Here is a 17,935-nt window from a genome sequence, read left to right as displayed (position 1 = left end):
TACTTGCTATTCCCACCCGCCGCTCGCCAATTGCCACTAGCCACCTAATAGTATTACCGGAATTTCGCTAAGTGTATTTGGTGTTGTTTTATCGTAAAAACTGCAAAGCTGTTGCCTGCTGCCAGAATGTGCAAAAAAAATAAGCGCTGCATAGTACATTTTACAACAAATCAACGGTATTGTCCGTTTATTCAATGCCTATTTTACGTAAGTTTGCGACGTTCTATGAAAACACATACTTTTCGTTCGAAGCCTGAATTGATAGCTATTCTTGTAATTGCTTTCTTTTGTTTTATGGCAGCCAATTGCCAGGTTGGTCCCTCAGCGAATGCCGCTGATGTAAGCGGTAAATCCACACCTGAACTGTCAAAGCCCGCAGGAACTGCTCCAGCCTCTGAAAAAGCGGCGCCCATGCCTTCTGTCGATGGTATCAAAGTAGCTGATCCCAAAACCATTCTCGACAGACCGGAAGTTCCCATTTTATGTTATCACCAGATCCGTGACTGGAAGCCTACTGATTCAAAAACAGCCCAGGCGTATATTGTTCCACCGGCTTCATTTGCCGAACAAATGAAAATGCTGGCCGATAGTGGTTACCATACGATCCTGCCCGATCAGTTGTATGCTTATCTGAATGAAGGAACGCCGTTACCTTCCAAGCCGGTCATGCTCACTTTCGATGATACCGACCTGGATCAATACACGGTGGCCAAGCCCATCATGGACAAATATAATTTCAAAGGTGTGTTCTTTGTGATGACCGTATCTATCGGCCGCCCGAGATACATGACCAAAGAACAGATCAAAGATCTTTCCGATGAAGGACATACCATTGCTTCACATACCTGGGATCACCACAATGTGAAAAAATACCAGGGAAATGACTGGGTAACGCAAATTGAAAAGCCTACCAAACAGCTTGAAGCTATTACCGGCAAGCCGATCAAATACTTTGCTTATCCGTTTGGTTTGTGGAATCCGCAGGCGATTCCCGAACTGAAGAAAAGAGGTATGATCGCTGCATTCCAGTTGTATGCACCACGCGACGAACAGGATCCCTTGTTCACCATTCGCCGCATTATTGTACCTGCTATGAAACCCACTGCATTATATAAAGCGATGCGCACGGGCTTTAAATATTATTAATTGCTACCGGTTGCCGGTTGTCGTTTTCTGCGTTACAGGTTCCTGGTTAGAAGTTACAGGGGCCTGTAACGTTTCACACCTTTACCATTTCCACTGTATTTCATTATTCCATTATCGAATTATCACAACTTGTCCCGGTAACCGGGTTGTCACATTCTTTTACAATCTCCTGGTTATAGGAACTGTTGCATTTCATTATCACATTATCGAATTATCACATTATCACATTCTTTCAGGGCCTCATTGATTATCGGAACCGTTTTTCACCAGCCATCAGCACATCAGCACATCAGTTTTATACCTTTCTTCACATAAAGTATTTGTAAAAGACATAATTGCCTGAACGCTGGCATTGTATTCGTTTTATCTTGATAAGGAAGAAATAAGCCGCAAGCCTGACTTCTCTCCCGATCGTGTATGCTAAAATATACCTAAATGAAACGATGCAAAGCAATCAGCACTTCGACAATACTCATGGTATTGCTGTTTGGCAGTGCCTCTCATAAAGCAACTGCCCAGGTATCGGTGCAGGTTTCTTACCAGACGTTCTACAACGAGCTGGAGCCATATGGAAACTGGATTGATTATCCTGAATACGGTTATGTATGGCGCCCTGATATCGGCGCCGGCTTCAGACCTTATAGCACCAACGGCCATTGGGTCTTTACAGATGATTTTGGCTGGATGTGGGTGTCGAATTACAGCTGGGGCTGGGCGCCTTTCCACTATGGCCGCTGGTTTTACGATGACTATTATGGCTGGCTGTGGATGCCCGGTTATGAATGGTCTCCGGCCTGGGTTTGCTGGCGCAGCGGCGGAAGTTATTATGGCTGGGCGCCATTGGGTCCGCAATTCCAGCTTAGTGTAAATCTTTCGTTCGGCCATTATAACCCCCCTGCTAATTACTGGTGTTTTGTAGACAGGCAGTACATCGCTTCGCCGCGTGTTTCCAATTATTACGTCAACGTGCAACGGAACACTACCATTATTAACAACACTACTATCATTAATAATTATCATCATGAACGGAACGTGTTCCGCACGGGGCCCGGCCACCGAGAGGTAGCCCGCTATGCCAGGGATCCGTTTCGCAGCGTGTCGGTGCGGGACGCCGCCAGGCCAGGCAGAACCAATTATCGCAACAATGAAGTGGCGATCTACCGGCCCCGGGTAAACCGCGATAATGCCCGCTATGCGCCTGAAAGGGTGCAGCGGTTCAACCGCGATCAACAGCAGAACATGGCCGATGGAAGGCGCGAGAACCGGCGTTTCGAAACCAATCACGGTAACAATGACCGTCGTTTTGCAGACAGGTCGCAACCGGATCGAATGATGCGGCAAAGGAGTGGGGAAGACGTTCGCCGCCCATTTGAGGAAAGAGCCGATCAACAGCGCATGACGCGCGACCGGAATGCCCAGGCAGAGAACAACCGCCGTTTCTTCGAAGAACGTGACCGGCAGCAGCGCATGATGCGGGAGCGAAATAACCAGGCCGAAAACAACCGCCATCCATTCGAAGCAAGGCGGCAGCAGCCCGAACGGATGATCCGGGAAAGGAGCGGGGATAATGATCGCCGGCAGTTTGAAGAAAGGAGGCAACAGCAGGAGCGTTTGATTCGCGAGCGGAATGCCCAGGCAGAGAACAGCCGCCGTTTGTTCGAAGAACGTGACCGGCAGCAGCGCATAATGCAGGAACGAAATAACCAGGCCGAAAACAACCGCCGGCAGTTTGAAGAAAGAAGGCAGCAACAGGAGCGTTTGATGCGCGAAAGGCCCCAGCAGCAACCGCAGTTTGAACGCCGCAGCCAGGAAGACAGGGGCGGGTTTGGCCGGGAGCAGCGGACAGCACCCCAGGGTGGAGAGAACCGCGGTGATCGGGGGCAGGGACGTGGCGGCTGGATCCGGCAGGGATAAAATGATTTTTTCGATACAAAAAGGGCTGAATGAGCCCTTTTTACTTTATAAGCAGCTATAATATAAAAGCGGGTGCAACGGAGCCTATTGGCTGATTGTCATAAAGGCCAGAAAATCATTATATCCAGCTAAACTAATTGGTACATTCGCGGTCTGATAGCCGGCCAGTTGGTGAAGTTGCCACCAGGTTTAAACACCATAATTATATTTTAAACTAAAAATGAAAACTGTGCAAGTAAGAAAAAATGTTTTTTTGGCTTTGGGCGCACTGTCTTTTTTATCCTTGTTGTTAAGTGGCTGTTTGAAGGAGACACAAACCACCCCTCCTACACCAAAAACATATTTGTCATTAATGCATCTGGCGCCCAGGGCACCTGCCATCCAGGTCTTTTTCAATGGAAATTCCCAGCCGGCATCTTCCTCAATAACACCAGGTATGGTGGCGGATGCTTATTCCGCGCTTGAGCCGGGGGCTTATGGCGTCGTTTTTAAGAAAACGGGCAGCGATAGCGTGGTGGCCAGTCTGGGTACCGGCCTATACGACTCCCTTCAATATAATACGCTCTTGCTGTATAATATCGACTCTACCCATGTGGGCGCAGTCAGGATCAGGGATGATTACCGGGTGCTCACAGCTGACAAAGCCTATTACCGGTTTTTCCATATGAGCCCGGATATTGGCGAAGTAGATGTGTATTTAGACAATTCGCAAATTGAGACCGGCCGTCAGCATGCTGATAATACGCAAAGCGATTTCTTTAACCAGTTCACCGGAACGGTTCCCAATACTTATAATATTATAGTAAAGAAGGCGGGTGCCGATTCAGTCATTGCCCAAAGGACTTCGGTTTTCCTGGCGCAGGGGCAGGCTTATACCATCTTTCTGAAGGGTATCAAAGGTGGAACAGATAAGAATCAGTTCGGCCTGGAAATACTGCAGGCAGCTGATTAGGATCGGCGTGTGAACAACGTTTGATAGTAGTAATTGATTTATAAGCAACCGGATGATCATTGTTTGTCATCCGGTTTTTTTATTAGCTGAATTGGTTAAAAAATATGGATTATATATCAAAAAGGTCTAAATTTGATAACTTTCAAAACGCAATTATTACAGCTCAGTTCTCGAACTTTATTTTGAATAGTTAATCCTCACTCACGTCCTCTTTAGCAGGTACCCGTTGAATGATCTGGTTATCCTGATGTTTGTAGTAGCACGTGCACAATTCACATGTTGTGGCACATACATATTTAGTTTACCATCATCTCATAACCATAATAAAGATTTAACGCATGAAGAAAACATCGGCAACTATGTATGCTCCTGCTTTGGAGTTGCCTGCTATCACCCGGAAGTATACGCGCCGCATAAAGAAGAGAAAGACCATCAGCGAGCAGCCGGTTAAGATAGTAAATAAAGTTTCGCCACCCAGTGAAGAGGTTATAGCACAGCTAAATCGCATTGCGCAGGAATATCCTTTTTGCGTATACTATAAACAGAAAGTAAATGATCCATTGTGATTAAATGGCATATGAATAAAACTATGGGTGTACCTAAGTACTTGTCTTTATAAACCCGTTTTTCAGGTACTGGGCACTTATATTTTTTGTTAAAAGCTGGCTCATTTACATTTTTTGGTCTATCTTTGAGTAGATCATTTTCCTAAGTACTTTCTTCCTTGTTTCCTACTTGCCATAGATTAAACGAATTCCGATTCTTTCTTTTTTCTGCCATATGAAGTCGTCCTGATTTTAGTAGCACGTATCCAACGGAAAGCCTGTTCAATTACATTTTTTCACTACTTGTAAATTTTTGGCGCATGAAAAAGAAAACTTTCACATTGGCAACCGCTACGAGCACAGCAACGCCCACCTTCGAAAACAGCACTATTGCAGATAAGCTCCTGCGTGAGAATGTACAACCCACTCCGCCCAGCGAAGAAACAGTGGCCCGTTTAAACGCCATTGCCCGGGAATATCCATTTTGTGCTTATATTAAACAGAAAAATCTTTATTTGCTGTAATCCAGCATAGGTGCTTTACACTCCTTTATAAACATGCCCCAGGTAGCCTGCCAGCTCCATGAGCCAGGCAATACCGAGGTGAAGTATTAATCCTCCCCAGATACTACGTGTATTGTACACTACAGCGCCAAGAATGATGCCCCCGAAATAAGAGGTGATACATTCAAACAGGGGCTTTCCGAAATGTATAGCACAGTAGAATGCCGCTACCGGTAGTATGGCATGTTTACCGGCAAAGCGTGCAAATGCAAGCACCAAAAATCCGCGAAAGAAGAATTCGATGGTCAAAAAGTCGATCCCATAAGAAAGCTCGTACAACACTTTCCAGGGAAGGCTATTGGTCACGTATTGATCCAGCACATCAATGCGCTGCACCTTGGGATAGGTGTGCAGGAAATCAGGCTGGGTGGCCGCAAAGGCGATCAGCGGCACCATACACAGCAATAACAACAGATAAGGCCGAAGCTGGAACCCTTTGCCCTGCAAACCGGCCATTGGATCATCAAAACGGCCCAGGCGCCAGATGGCGACCACGGGCAGGGCTACTACCAACAATTTTAATGGCCAGTCGAGCACCTTGTACCAATATTGGTTCCAGGGAAACGCTAACGGCGCCGTAAGGGTACGCGAGACCACGTCAAAGCTGATCTTCAGGGCAAAAATAGCTGGTGCTGCCATTAGCAGCATGAAAAAGATCCGGCTTCCGGCGGATTCCGGTCCTGCGGGCATGGGGAGCCTGCCAGCGGAAAGTGGTATGGTTTCCGGGGCCAGAAGAAATTGCAGCAGCCAGGCCAGGGAAAAGATAAAGGCAAAGAGCAGGAAAAAGCCGGCGATTCGCAGGGGCCAGGATTGAAACGCAACGATAGCACGTTCAATGCCAAGGGTATAATTGCAGGTGATGGCGATGGCTACAAGCAGGGTAATGAGCAGGAAAACGGTGCGGTTGATGGATTGGAAGTAGTTCTTCAGGTAACCAATGATCTCATTCATCTGTAAATATCAATTGTGTGTTGGCTGCGGAAGGTATCTACAAAAATCACAAAAGCCAAAAATAAGCTGCCGGCCGGCGCAGCTGGCACCAGTAGAACCACAATTAACCATTGAACCAAAAAACAACGCCCATCCCGGTTACACCAGGATGGGCGTTTATATTAAATGATATAGTTGGCGTGTTCGGCGTTTTGCGTTCCGCGTTAAGCGTTCGGCGTGATACTGGTCTTCATTTTACCCAGCAGGTCGGTGGCGATCATTTTCTGCGCCAGGTGGATCATATTACTGAAGGCTTTGGCGTGAGAAATGCCATGGCCAATGATCACCGGTTTGGCAACACCCAGCACGGGGGTTCCGCCATAGAGCTCAAAATTAAAGCGATCGAGGTAATCGTGTTTGATCTCTTTGCGGTGCGTGATCTCGTATAATGATTCAGCCATTTTCAGGATCACATTTCCGGTAAATCCATCGCACACCATTACATCGGCTTTATCGAGCAGGATATCCCGTCCTTCCACATTGCCTACGAAATTGATCTGCTCATTTTCTTTCAGCAGGGGATAGGTACCTTGCGCCAACAGGTTACCCTTACCTTCTTCTTCACCGATATTCAGCAAAGCAACACGCGGATTATCAATGCCCAGGATATGCTTCGCATACAGCGAACCCAGGAGGGCGAACTGGTTCAGGTGCTCGGGTTTACAGTCGGCATTGAGGCCAACATCGAGCAACAGACCGGTGTTTCCGTTGTCTTTTGGAATGATGGTTGAGATAGTGGGGCGCTGAACACCTTCGATGGGTTTAATGCTATACATAGCACCAACCAGCATGGCCCCGGTATTTCCGGCGCTGATAAAAGCGCCCGCTTTCCCAGATGCCAGCAGGTGAAAACCAACAGCAATGGATGATTGCTGCTTTTCTTTCAGCGCTTTGGTAGGAGATTCGTTATAATCAATTACCTGTGGGGCGTGAAAAACGCGTACCTTATCGGCCGGGATCTGATATTGCTGCAGCAAAGGATTGATCTGCGCTTCATCACCCACCAGAAACAACAGAGCCGGATTTTCAGCTTCTGCCAGGTAGTCCCGGATGCCCTTTACTGCTTCCAGCGGTGCGAAGTCTCCGCCCATCATGTCTAAACAGATAGTCATTTTCCGGCAACGAGGCTTATTATATTATAATGAATAAAGGAGATTACAAAGGAGCTTAACGTATTCCATTAAGCCTTTTCAATAACTACTTTCCCTTTATAATATAATTTACCTTCACTTACGTGAGCGCGATGGCGAACATGCGTTTCACCTGTAGTGCTGTCTTTGCTCAAGGTTACTTTTTCAGCCTTATAGTGTGTTCTTCTTTTAGCACCCCGTTGTTGGGAATGTCTCCGTTTTGGATTAGGCATACACTCAGATTTATAACTTCAATTTTAAAAAAATCAACTGTCTTCCAGATCTTTAAATTTCTCCAATCCCTTCCATAAAGGATTGTTGGATGTTTGTTTCTGCTCCTCGAGTTTTTTAAGCATCTCCAGCACTTCTTTGTTGCAATGCGGTCCGCCCAATTCATCTTCAGAACACATCCGTTGCATAGGAATACTCAGGTTCACAAATTCATATATCCAGTCGGCAATGTGCAAATGGCTTTCACCCTTTGAGATGTAATACACGTCGGGATCTTCTTCCTGTTCGTTCATTACATCGGGCTCATCCACCATTTTTACAACAATGTTGAACTCGTCCCACAATTCCAGCGGCAGGTTATTGCCACAGCGATCACAGCTAACTTCCAGTTTGCCGCCGATCTCAAATTTCAACAGCATAAAGCCGTTTTGCTTTTCCAGCGCCAGTTTAACGTGCGCCGTGCAATTCCGGAAGTCCTGTTCCTGGTATTCTACAAAGAACTTATCGTCGACGGTATATTCAAACTCATGAAGGCCCGGTTTCAATCCTACAAAAGCAATATCATAATTCCGACGGCTATTCATGAACTACCCTTTTAAAGAGTTTGCAAAGGTAGGGATTCTCAGGCAAACAGCTAAAGCTTATCGCAAAAAAATGGCAAAAATAGCTGCAACAGCCAGCATCCTTACCCCGATATCCCCGATTTCAGTTCAAAATTACTATAAAAGCATGGCTTTTAAGTCCCTAACTACCTCAGCCAGCACTTCTGACCAGCCTCCATAGATGATATTATAAAAAAGATGAGCCTTTGCCGGCGGCAAAGGCCCTGCCTTCAAGCGGTATCACGCATCAGTTGGAAAGTTCGGAATTCCTGGTTTGCAGTTCTTTTTCTGCAATGGCCGGCAGTCCATCGGCCCGGCTCATCAGGGCCGGGCTAAACCCAGGCGCCTGCAGCATGGTATCTTCTTCTGTCTCCAGTGGTTGAGGCTGGCTTTTTTTCTTTCCTGCCAGGAAAAGCAGCAGGTTCCAGGCGGTAGCATTTATTATATATATGTCCAGTGAAAGGCTGGCGTGCTGAACATACCAGGCATCCCATTCAAATCTTTTAAAGATACAGTCGCGGCTTACCACTTTACCATGATATCCTTTTACCTGGGCCAGCCCGGTAATGCCTGGTTTTACCAGGTTGCGGAATTTGTACCCGGGAATTAATTCCCCAAAAGCATCACAATCGGCATGCATATGGGGGCGCGGACCAACAATGCTCATACTGCCTGCCAGCACATTAAAGAACTGGGGCAGTTCGTCAAGGTTCGACTGCCGCAGGAACCGCCCCAGGGCTGTAACAGGCTCCTCATGTACGGCCATGTGCTTAGGCTGCGCGGCCGGGTTATGAACGAGTGTACGCAGCTTATAGCAGGTGAATGATCTGCCCCCACGGCCGGTTCTTTTTTGCAGGAAGAATGCAGGACCTTTAGATGTACATTTTATCAGTAATGCCAGCACCGGTAATAACCAACTAAGTATAGTAATGATTACGACCGTTGCAAACAATACATCCACTATTCGTTTGCAAACGAAATAACCCTTTTTGGTATCAACGTATTTGCGCAGGATGGTCCTTTTCAATGCAGGCAACCTTTTTTCACGAATCATAGTATTCTTAATACAACTATACGGCCAATATATTTATACAGTTGCTTTTTCATTAAATACTTATTGAATGCCTGTACAAGCTGAACAAAGCATCATAAAAGCATTAGCGTATTTTGATATTTTTAATTATCCGCTAACCAGGGAAGAGATCTACTATTTTCTGGATCAACCGGTAGCAATGGATGCAGTAGCGCGGGCATTGAAACAACTGGTACAGGATCAGCGCCTTTTTCAATTGGGTAATTTTTACTCTTTACAAGCTGATCCGGCTTTGTGTACAAGAAGAACTGATGGTAATCATAAGGCGGCGCAATTGTTAAAGACGGCTTACCGTGTTGGCGGCTTTTTATACCAGTTCCCTTTTGTGCGTGGGATCGGTATTTCCGGCTCCTTATCAAAGAACTTCGCTGACCAGGATACCGATATTGATTTTTTTATAATTACCTGCAGAAATCGCTTGTGGATAGCCCGAACACTCATGCACCTTTTCAAAAAACTGACCTATATCACAGGACATCAACACTGGTACTGCATGAACTATTATATTGATGAAGAAGCCATGTGCATTCATGAACAGAATATCTTCACCGCCACTGAACTCATAACCCTCTTGCCGGTTTGCGGCAATGGTACCATGGATACATTTTACAATCAGAACAATTGGACTGTAGAATATTTTCCCAATCAGTCCATCGGTAAACCATCTATGCTAACGACCCGTTCCGGCTGGTTTAAAAAAGCGCTGGAATGGATGCTGGATAACCGGCTTGGCGATGCCCTTGACTCTTTTTTAATGCATATCACCTCCCGCCGCTGGAAGAAAAAAGAACTATTGAAAAGGACCAATACACATGGAGATCTTATGGGATTAGAAACCGGAAAGCATTTTTCAAAACCAAACCCCAACTTCTTTCAGAAAAAAGTGCTGGAAACTTATGCCACCAAGTTAAACCAGTTCTCTGTTCATAGTTCAAAGTTCTAGGTTCAAGGTTCTAAGTTCACAGTTCTCAGTTCATGGTTCCAAGTTCAAAGTTTTCGGTTCATAGTTCTGATTTTTAAGCTTTAGGATATACGTTCACATTCTCAATAGTAATGTCATCCGATACCGGTGTATTTCATTATCACATTGTCACATCATCACATTCTCAAATTAGCACATCAGCAAATTAGCACATCAGCAAATTAGCTAATCGGCTTCCTTGCTTCCAGCCACATATGCCCTTTGGCCAGGGTAGACCTTAGTTTGAGCATTGGCAGCCTGAACAAATTAGCAACTGGTTTCTTCAACGCCTTGTGGTAGTTCACTTCCAGGTTGATCATTTGTATCGCATAGTCGTAATACTTCCTGTTATAGGTTCTGGTAAAGTCAATGTCCCGGTCGGTACTGCTGTCCCAGGGCAGGTGGGTAATAAAGCGGTCTTCCACTTCTGCATAGAGGGGCGTTCCTTTAATGGGGTAGGCCACTGTAATGGTGAACAGGTCGGGATCGGCATTTTTTAAATGTTGTACGGTGGCATAAATATCCTCATTCGTTTCGCCGGGATAACCCACCATAATGAAGGTGCCGGCCTGCAGCCCATATTTGCGCGCCAGCTGTATCATTTGCTGCACCTGCTGCACTTCCACGCGGCGATCCATGAGATCAATTATTTTTTGAGAACCGCTTTCTGCGCCTATCCATACCCGGAAACAACCACTTTTCTTTAAGTTGATGATCACTTCTTCATTCATTCTATCTGCCCGGGTAATACATTCGTAAGGCATCACTAGATCACGGCGGGTTATCTCCTCGGTAAACTGTTCAAGCCAGACATGACTGACCGTAAAAACATCATCTACAAACCAGAGGCTGTCCACCGCATAGTTGGCTTTGATCTGCTCGATCTCATCCACCACTTTTGCCGGGGTTCTGCGCCGGTAGCTTTGTCCGTATACCGCCCGGCTGCACCATTTACAACTATAGGGGCAGCCGCGCATAGTACTTACCGAGATGGTGCTGGTGCCATGGCGGCCTTTCCAGGCATCGAAATAATAAGAGAGGATTACTTTATGCCGGTTGGGAAAAGGCAAAACGTCGAGGTTCTTTAGTCTAGTGCGTTCTTTATTTTGTAGCAGGTTCTTTGCTGTATCGAGGTATGAGATCCCTTCAATATCAGCCAGATCACCGGGAAATGTACCTTCTATAAATTGCACCAGCTCCAGCATGGTCTGTTCCCCTTCGCCTGAAACAATGAAATCGGCGCCATGCTCCAGGAATTTCAGGGCATGATTCCTTACTTCTGGTCCGCCCAGGATGATCTTCGTATGTTGTAATGCGGTAGTGCTTTTGATGAACCGGATAATGCACAGTACGTTCAGTTTCGTCATCAGGTTGGTGTAAATGCCAATGACCTGCGGTGGTTGCTCTAGTAACCGCAGGCAGAGTTTATCGAATGAAGAAAAAGTGCTATCGAATACATCATTTTCATACCCGTATTGCTCGAGATAGGCGGAAATATACAGGATGCCCAGCGGAACATAGGGCCGCATGATGGCTTGTTCTTTGGCGTCTTCTTCTAAAAAATATCCGTGTGTTAGCAGAATCTTCATGTCAGCTCTTTTTTAAATAACAGGAAAACGTGATCGGCCAAACTGGCAAACAGGGTCATACTTCCCAGGATATCTTCGCCTTTTACCAGGGTCTGGAAAAAGCGGGGATGTTGCTGTATGTACAGTTCCAGCCAGGAAGGGGGGATGCATAGCCCCACCGGTTTTTTCCGGATCAACTGTAAAGGCGACAAGAACCGGGTGAATGTTTTTACGGAATAATAATAAACCGGTTGTTTCACTGTTGGGGAAAGCGGCACCAATACTTCTTTGTTAGTCCATCTTCTGAATGCCTGGGCCGGCCGGGCTTTGAAGAGGTAATACAAAGTATCCCACCAACAATATTTGCCGAATAAGACGATGGCCAGGTAACCGCCTGGTTTTAATAACGATTGTAGCTGGACCGACAAATCCTTCATCGCTGCAGGCGATACACAGTTCAAACCTGCAAAATTGGAAACGATACAATCGAAGCGGCGGCCCTGGAAGGCCGTTTGCAATTCATCAAACGAGCAGGTTTGAAATACCGGTGCGTGCGGTAAAGCAGTGATCGCTGTTCTTTGCTGTGCTTTGAAGATCATGGCAGCGGAGCCATCGGTGGCCGTTACATAATGGCCTTGTTCTGCCATCCAGCAGGCATCGGCGCCGGTACCGCAGTTAATCTCGAGCAGTTGTAAAACTGTTTGGCCGCTCAGCAGGGGACGCAACCATTTGTGTGTTATCCGGCGCTGGGCCTGGCCAATAAGGCTTTCGGTGAACACAGCATCATAGTCAGCTGCCAGTACATCGAAGGTGCTTGCTCTACTCATGCGCATACCGGTTTAATTGCATACGTTCTATCAGCAGGGAAGGCATATGCCAACAGGCAGACGCTATTTTTTTACAATCGCTGATGGACACTGCGAAAGGATTTTTTATAAGTTGCCGGAAAGCTACCCAGCCCTGTTGTTTGCGGAAGACATGGTGCACATAGCGGTGCAGCTTTTTATAAAAGCGGGGCGGATAGGTATTCCGGAACATCAGCAATAACTCATCAGAATCTGTCCAGTTCGATTTGTTATTGAGCTCGGCTTTTACCCGTTCGTAAAATGGCGTACCGGGTAATGGATAGGAGACCGAGATACCCATTTCAAATGGCAGCAGATCTTTGATCATCCGGATGGTTTTTGCGATATCTTCCCTGGTTTCGCCCGGATAACCAAACTGTATAAAAAAAGACGGATGAATGCCATGTTGTTTTAATAAGCGGGTGGCCTGGTAGATCTGTTCAACGGTAGTGCCTTTATCCATGGCGTCGAGGATTTTTTGAGAACCGCTTTCGGCGCCCATCCAGATATTGAAACAACCCGCCCGGGCCAGGTCTTTAATGGTATCTTCCTGTAATAAGAGATCGGCGCGTGCCTGGATCTTGAAGCGGAACGACAATTGCGACCGTTCTACTTCGTTGGCAAAAGCATGCACCCAACCTGGTTTCAGTCCAAAGATGTCGTCGCAAAACCAGATATGATCGAACCGGAATTTTTCTTTCAGCCATAATAGTTCCTGCACTACCTTTTCCGGTGAGCGGGCATTGTAGCGATTGCCATAGATCGGTTTGGCGCACCAGTTACATTTGAAGGGACAACCCCTGGTGGTTACCATATTCAGCGAGAAATAACCGCTGCTTTTGAGCCACATGGATCTGTAAGGCCTAATATCAACCAGGTCCCAGGCGGGTTGGGGCAGCAGATCGAGGTCTTTCATGACCAGGCGGCGGGGCGTTTTGATCACTGTGCCCTTATGCATATATGCTAGTCCCGGTATTTGCTGAAAATCGTTTTGATCCTTACCGATGGCCTCTGCCAGTTCCAGCAGGGTCATTTCGCCTTCGCCGATAATCACGAAGTCGGCGCCTTCCCGGCAATATTGTTCAAAATGATCCGTACTGTCTGAGCTGGACACGATGACAGTGCAGCCATTGGCTTTGGCCAGTTTCATCATGGCAAAAGCAGCTTCCCGCATATTGGTGAGGCACATTTTGGTGAGGTAGTTGAAGCCGTCATCATATAATACGAAGAAGCGGGGCTGGTATTGGGTAAGGGCCGGCAGCAGGTCACCGGCGCTATGGGCAAACATGGTATCGAATAAAGACACGGCATAACCTTTGTCGCGCATCAGCGCGGCGGCATATAAGGTGGCCAGCGGCGGATAGGGTTGCCCGGTAGCCCATTGTTTGGGATCGAAGCGGAGAAAGTAGGAGTGCGAGAAAAGGATGGTCTTATTCATTCTTGTTCTTTGTATCGTGAATGGTCAATGTTGAATCGATCCAGGACCTGTCAGGTTCACGGCAGAGGCTTGCGTTGAAAATGTTTACGCGATCCTGACAGGTCCATATCTATGTATGGCTCGACCTGTCAGGTGCCAAACGACCAACTGCAAAGGCAAACTCAAATGAGGCGCCTTACAGGTCTGCACGGGGTGACAAATTCAAATAACATACACACCTCACACAGGTCTCATCTTTATCCATATCCAGGTTTTTCCGGAAGGCGATCGCTGCCTTACTGTTAATGATCGTTTCCAGCTTTTGCTGATGAATATTGCCAAAGGGGTCATGAAAAAAGCAGGGCCTCACCGTACCATCGGCTTCAATCACCGTTGACACCCAGGGAGCATTACATTTCTTATAAGGAAAAGGCTGCTTACCATAAAAAGCCGCATAATAACCATAGATCTTTTGCAGTTTCTCCGGCGATTCGGCAATAAAATGCGTTTTGATAGCGGGATGATGATCTCTGATCAGTTCCGCTACCGCTTCCTGTAAGGCCGGCAGCTCTTCTTCATGCACCAGTACTTCCTGTTGCCGGTCAGCATCCCACAAAGTGGAACGGTTAAATGCATGACTGCTGACATCCGCCGGTAAAAAGCTGATCTGATCGAGCCCCATCTCCATAGCGCTGTGTACGATCTGGATCCAGTGCCGAAAATTCAACCGGTGGATCACCGTGCGCGCGGTGATCCGGTACTTCGGGTCAATGGCTTTGATCAATTGCACGCTTTTTTGCATTTTCTGAAAGGCGCCGGGTAGCTGCCTGATCTGATCGTGCAGGGCTTCATCGCCATCGAGTGACACGATAATGTCGTTCACCCATTCCAATAACTGGTCAACTTTTTTATCCATGGCAATACCGGTCGATAATAAGGTAACTGCAATGCCTTCCTGTTTCAGCATCTCACAGAACCGGAAGAAATGGGGATTCAGCAATGCTTCACCGCCCGACATCACGACTACCTTTGTACCAAATTTTCGGAAAGCGCCCAGCAAGCTGCTAATATCTGCCTCGGTCAATTGCTTCAGGTGATTGTTGCCCTTCCAGATATCACACATTACACAGCGGCAGTTACAGGCGCTGTGCGGCATCAGGATCACCACCGGCAATGCGCTGATGACATCGGTCTGTAGCGTCCGGTAACGCTGGTAGGTGTGATATAGTTCGGTTAGTTTCATTGGTGAATGGTCATTGGTGAATGGTCAATGGTGAATGGTCAATGGTGAATGGTCAATGGCCCAAATTTCAAGCCTCACTACATTTTTTCTGATCTCATACTACTTATTACTTCATCACCTTCTTTATCCTTTATCAACTTGTCAACCTTGTCAACTTTTCAACTCGTCAACTCGTCAACCAGTCAACTTCTCAATCATAAAAATGAAATTAGTTTCAATCCAATTCTTCTTCTCAAACACGCAATACAATCTAAACCCATTCGCCCGGGCCATTTCTTTGATCATGGGTATATCACAGCCATCGCACAGGATCATCAGCACCATGGACTGTGCATGCATATAGTTTTGTAATCCGCAGAACAATTGCTGGAAATACTCACCCGCTTCGCCGCAATACCAGGCATACTCCGCCGGGGTCTGGGGTTGCTTTTTATAATAAGGTGGATTAATTGCAATAATGTCGAATGCCTGTTGGGGAATATTTCTGAACAGGTCCGACTGGATAACGGTCAGGGGAGTACGATTGCTTCGCCGGTTCATTTCCAGGGCATGTACAGCTACCGGATTGATATCGGTTGCGGTAGCTGTTGCGCCCTGCCGCGCTGCATACATGGCGATGAGTCCGCTGCCTGCGCCGAGTTCCAGGAACAATTTATTTTTTAAAGGCAGTGATGCAATGTATCGCAATAGTAAACGGGTGCTGAAGAAAAAGCCCGGATGAAAAACAGCCGGGGGTATTACCAGCTTTATCCCTTTGTACGAATAAGTGCGGGTGGCCGACAGGTATTTTACCAGCAGCGGTTTGTATAAGCGGGTCGTTATTTTTTTGATGGTTTGTTTCAATGTGTTTTCCTTAAAATCCTTCAATTTCAGGTTGCCGGTATTTCCACAAGAGCTGTAACAGCTTTAATTCATAAGGCTTCCAGTATACGCCGGTTTTATAGCGAATAGCCGAGACAGTCCGCATGACGCCCCGTTTAAAAGCGCTTAACCGGATGTCCGATACCGTAGGATAATAACCATTCAGCACCGTTTCAAAATCCTTTATTTTGTCAACCATTTCGGGTGTTAACCAGGGCGTCAAAGGGTTCTTGCGCAGATCGAAATTTTCCCAGTGCGGACTGATCCAGTCTTCCAGTTGCTCGGGGAAATGAAATCCGCTTGCCAGCACTTTTTTATAGAGTTCAGAACCTTCAGTAGGTACCGGGCTGTATAAATAGATGATGATCTCCGTTTTGGGATTAATGCTTTTGATCTCTTTAATGAAGGCGATGTCCTGGTCAATCTGTTTCATCACCTGTTCGGGCGTATCGGCAGGTGTGCCCAGGACAAATGAATATTCCGGTATGATATCGAATTTGGCCATGCGGGCGGCGAAAGCCCTGATCTGTGCACTGCTTTGTGTGCCGCCTTTATCCATACGTTGCAAGATCTCATCGTTTCCCGTTTCGGCGCCAAAGAAGATCATTTTGCAACCGGAAGCACGCATCAGTTCCAATGACTCATCGCTGTATTTATCGATCGTATCGATCCTGCCTTCGCCCCACCATACCATGTTCTCATCCTTTATGAGTTTGGAAAAGGCAACGGTTCTTTTTTCAGAAACAAAAAAATTATTGTCGTGGAATTCAATGGCATTGCCGCCGTAATTATCCTTCAGGAATTTAATGTCCTGGTAAATGCCTGCTGCACTTTTTCCGCGCCAGCGGGCATTGTAAATGGGCACGACTGCACAAAAGGAACACTTGAACGGACAACCCACACTGCTGTGATAAGCGATGGTACGCGTGCCGAGGTAGGTCTTTCCCAGGTAGCGCCGCAGCGGGTAAAACTGGTTGAGTGTTTCGTAAGGCAGGCGCGGCAGGGCATCCTGGTCGTACAATTCGTCTTTCCCGGTTTTTATAATTCCCTGCGCCCCGCGATAGATAAGGTTGGGAATGCTGGTATATGATTGGCCTTTGTCGAGGGCCTGTAATAAAGCCGGGAAACATTTTTCGCCGGGGCCGTTCACTATAAAATCTACAAAGCCGGAATACAGCACCACTTTCGGCTGATTGGATGGAAAATAACCGCCCCAAATGATCCTGACATCCGGATATAGTTCACGGATCTGTTTTGAGAAAGGAATGGCTTGCCGTAGTTGCGGTCCGGGCATACATGTACAGCCGAAATAGGCGAATTCTCCGCTGGCGAGGTAGCTATTTATCTTTTGCCAGGGATCTGTTTCCAGATTTCCATCAATGATCGCATAACCATAGATTCCTTCCAAAGCGGCTGCTATGGAAAGAATAGAATTGGGGATCCTGGGTTTGGTTCTGGCGCTGCGCGGGTTGAACAATAATACTTTATTCATGTAAAACCGGTTAAACCGGGCGGCTTCTGGTTCAGGCCGTCAGGTCATTGAGGATCATACGAATAATTGAGTGGTGGAGTTGCCTCGCGGGGAATATAGTGCTGACTGCGGAAAGCGAAAAGGCTGAATAGCTCTTTAAGAGTTATTAATATCCTGAAGAAGTTGATAAGAATTGATAAAGTTGACAACAATTCTTAAAATCTGATAATACGCTGAAGCATTTGACAAGATCTGATAAAATTTGACAACATCTTGCAAAGACTGATAAAATTCAATGCAGTTTGACGAAAATTCCTGGAAGTTGACAATGTTCTCCAACTACTGACAACATTTTATGACTTTTGGCAACAATCAATAAAACTTGACAACATTTTTGTTATGC

The 17,935-nt window shown here is 46.6% G+C and carries 17 protein-coding genes; 6 read left to right on the top strand and 11 right to left on the bottom strand.

What is annotated here, in order from left to right; translation table 11 throughout:
- The first annotated feature begins 225 nt into the window (after positions 1 to 225).
- The 5 genes from JT717_RS20305 (at position 226) to JT717_RS20285 (ending at position 5,081) form a co-directional block, all read left to right on the top strand.
- A complete protein-coding gene (locus tag JT717_RS20305) occupies positions 226 to 1,146 on the top strand; it encodes a polysaccharide deacetylase family protein (protein ID WP_240348297.1) in 921 nt (306 codons plus the stop codon).
- Between the two features lie 435 nt (positions 1,147 to 1,581).
- Positions 1,582 to 3,060 (top strand): DUF6600 domain-containing protein, encoded by a 1,479-nt coding sequence (locus tag JT717_RS20300; RefSeq protein WP_205512869.1) that lies wholly within the window; start codon positions 1,582 to 1,584, stop codon positions 3,058 to 3,060.
- Between the two features lie 352 nt (positions 3,061 to 3,412).
- The gene (locus JT717_RS20295) at positions 3,413 to 4,012 is read left to right on the top strand and encodes a DUF4397 domain-containing protein (RefSeq protein ID WP_240348309.1); all 600 of its coding nucleotides are present in this window, start codon (positions 3,413 to 3,415) and stop codon (positions 4,010 to 4,012) included.
- A 338-nt stretch (positions 4,013 to 4,350) separates the two neighbouring features.
- A complete protein-coding gene (locus JT717_RS20290; RefSeq protein ID WP_205512867.1) occupies positions 4,351 to 4,578 on the top strand; it encodes a hypothetical protein in 228 nt (75 codons plus the stop codon).
- A 299-nt stretch (positions 4,579 to 4,877) separates the two neighbouring features.
- A complete protein-coding gene (locus JT717_RS20285; RefSeq protein ID WP_205512866.1) occupies positions 4,878 to 5,081 on the top strand; it encodes a hypothetical protein in 204 nt (67 codons plus the stop codon).
- 15 nt (positions 5,082 to 5,096) lie between these two features.
- Here JT717_RS20285 and JT717_RS20280 read toward each other — a convergent pair whose 3' ends face one another.
- The 5 genes from JT717_RS20280 to JT717_RS20260 all read right to left on the bottom strand — a co-directional run bounded on the left by JT717_RS20280 (position 5,097) and on the right by JT717_RS20260 (position 9,127).
- Positions 5,097 to 6,071: a CPBP family intramembrane glutamic endopeptidase gene (locus tag JT717_RS20280; RefSeq protein WP_205512865.1), complete on the bottom strand. Its 975-nt coding sequence runs from the start codon at positions 6,069 to 6,071 to the stop codon at positions 5,097 to 5,099.
- Between the two features lie 203 nt (positions 6,072 to 6,274).
- The gene (plsX, locus tag JT717_RS20275; RefSeq protein WP_205512864.1) at positions 6,275 to 7,222 is read right to left on the bottom strand and encodes a phosphate acyltransferase PlsX; all 948 of its coding nucleotides are present in this window, start codon (positions 7,220 to 7,222) and stop codon (positions 6,275 to 6,277) included.
- A gap of 68 nt (positions 7,223 to 7,290) precedes the next feature.
- Positions 7,291 to 7,473, bottom strand: a complete 183-nt coding sequence (rpmF, locus tag JT717_RS20270; RefSeq protein ID WP_205512863.1) for a 50S ribosomal protein L32 — start codon at positions 7,471 to 7,473, stop codon at positions 7,291 to 7,293.
- Between the two features lie 33 nt (positions 7,474 to 7,506).
- Complete coding sequence (locus JT717_RS20265; protein ID WP_205512862.1) at positions 7,507 to 8,055, bottom strand: YceD family protein; 549 nt, start codon at positions 8,053 to 8,055, stop codon at positions 7,507 to 7,509.
- 265 nt (positions 8,056 to 8,320) lie between these two features.
- The gene (locus tag JT717_RS20260) at positions 8,321 to 9,127 is read right to left on the bottom strand and encodes a sugar transferase (RefSeq protein ID WP_205512861.1); all 807 of its coding nucleotides are present in this window, start codon (positions 9,125 to 9,127) and stop codon (positions 8,321 to 8,323) included.
- 67 nt (positions 9,128 to 9,194) lie between these two features.
- Here JT717_RS20260 and JT717_RS20255 point away from each other — a divergent pair, with 67 nt between their 5' ends.
- Entirely contained in the window at positions 9,195 to 10,109 is a 915-nt protein-coding gene (locus tag JT717_RS20255) for a hypothetical protein (protein ID WP_205512860.1), read from the top strand.
- A gap of 200 nt (positions 10,110 to 10,309) precedes the next feature.
- On the opposite strand, the gene JT717_RS20250 is transcribed toward JT717_RS20255, so the two are convergent.
- The 6 genes from JT717_RS20250 to JT717_RS20225 all read right to left on the bottom strand — a co-directional run bounded on the left by JT717_RS20250 (position 10,310) and on the right by JT717_RS20225 (position 17,553).
- Positions 10,310 to 11,716, bottom strand: coding sequence for a B12-binding domain-containing radical SAM protein (locus JT717_RS20250; protein ID WP_205512859.1), 1,407 nt, complete (start codon positions 11,714 to 11,716; stop codon positions 10,310 to 10,312).
- Positions 11,713 to 12,522 carry a class I SAM-dependent methyltransferase gene (locus JT717_RS20245; RefSeq protein ID WP_205512858.1) on the bottom strand — a complete coding sequence of 270 codons (810 nt, stop codon included), beginning with the start codon at positions 12,520 to 12,522 and terminating at the stop codon, positions 11,713 to 11,715. The genes JT717_RS20250 and JT717_RS20245 overlap by 4 nt, the downstream gene beginning before the upstream one ends.
- Entirely contained in the window at positions 12,515 to 13,978 is a 1,464-nt protein-coding gene (locus tag JT717_RS20240) for a B12-binding domain-containing radical SAM protein (protein WP_205512857.1), read from the bottom strand. Before JT717_RS20240 ends, JT717_RS20245 begins: the two co-directional genes overlap by 8 nt.
- A 175-nt stretch (positions 13,979 to 14,153) precedes the next feature.
- The gene (locus tag JT717_RS20235; RefSeq protein ID WP_205512856.1) at positions 14,154 to 15,200 is read right to left on the bottom strand and encodes a radical SAM protein; all 1,047 of its coding nucleotides are present in this window, start codon (positions 15,198 to 15,200) and stop codon (positions 14,154 to 14,156) included.
- A gap of 174 nt (positions 15,201 to 15,374) precedes the next feature.
- The gene (locus tag JT717_RS20230) at positions 15,375 to 16,043 is read right to left on the bottom strand and encodes a methyltransferase (RefSeq protein WP_205512855.1); all 669 of its coding nucleotides are present in this window, start codon (positions 16,041 to 16,043) and stop codon (positions 15,375 to 15,377) included.
- Between the two features lie 10 nt (positions 16,044 to 16,053).
- Positions 16,054 to 17,553: a B12-binding domain-containing radical SAM protein gene (locus JT717_RS20225; protein ID WP_205512854.1), complete on the bottom strand. Its 1,500-nt coding sequence runs from the start codon at positions 17,551 to 17,553 to the stop codon at positions 16,054 to 16,056.
- Between the last annotated feature and the right edge of the window lie 382 nt (positions 17,554 to 17,935).

The sequence above is a fragment of the Longitalea arenae genome, assembly GCF_016924755.1.
Lineage (GTDB): Bacteria > Bacteroidota > Bacteroidia > Chitinophagales > Chitinophagaceae > Niastella > Niastella arenae.
This window is presented reverse-complemented; position numbering and strand designations above follow the sequence as displayed.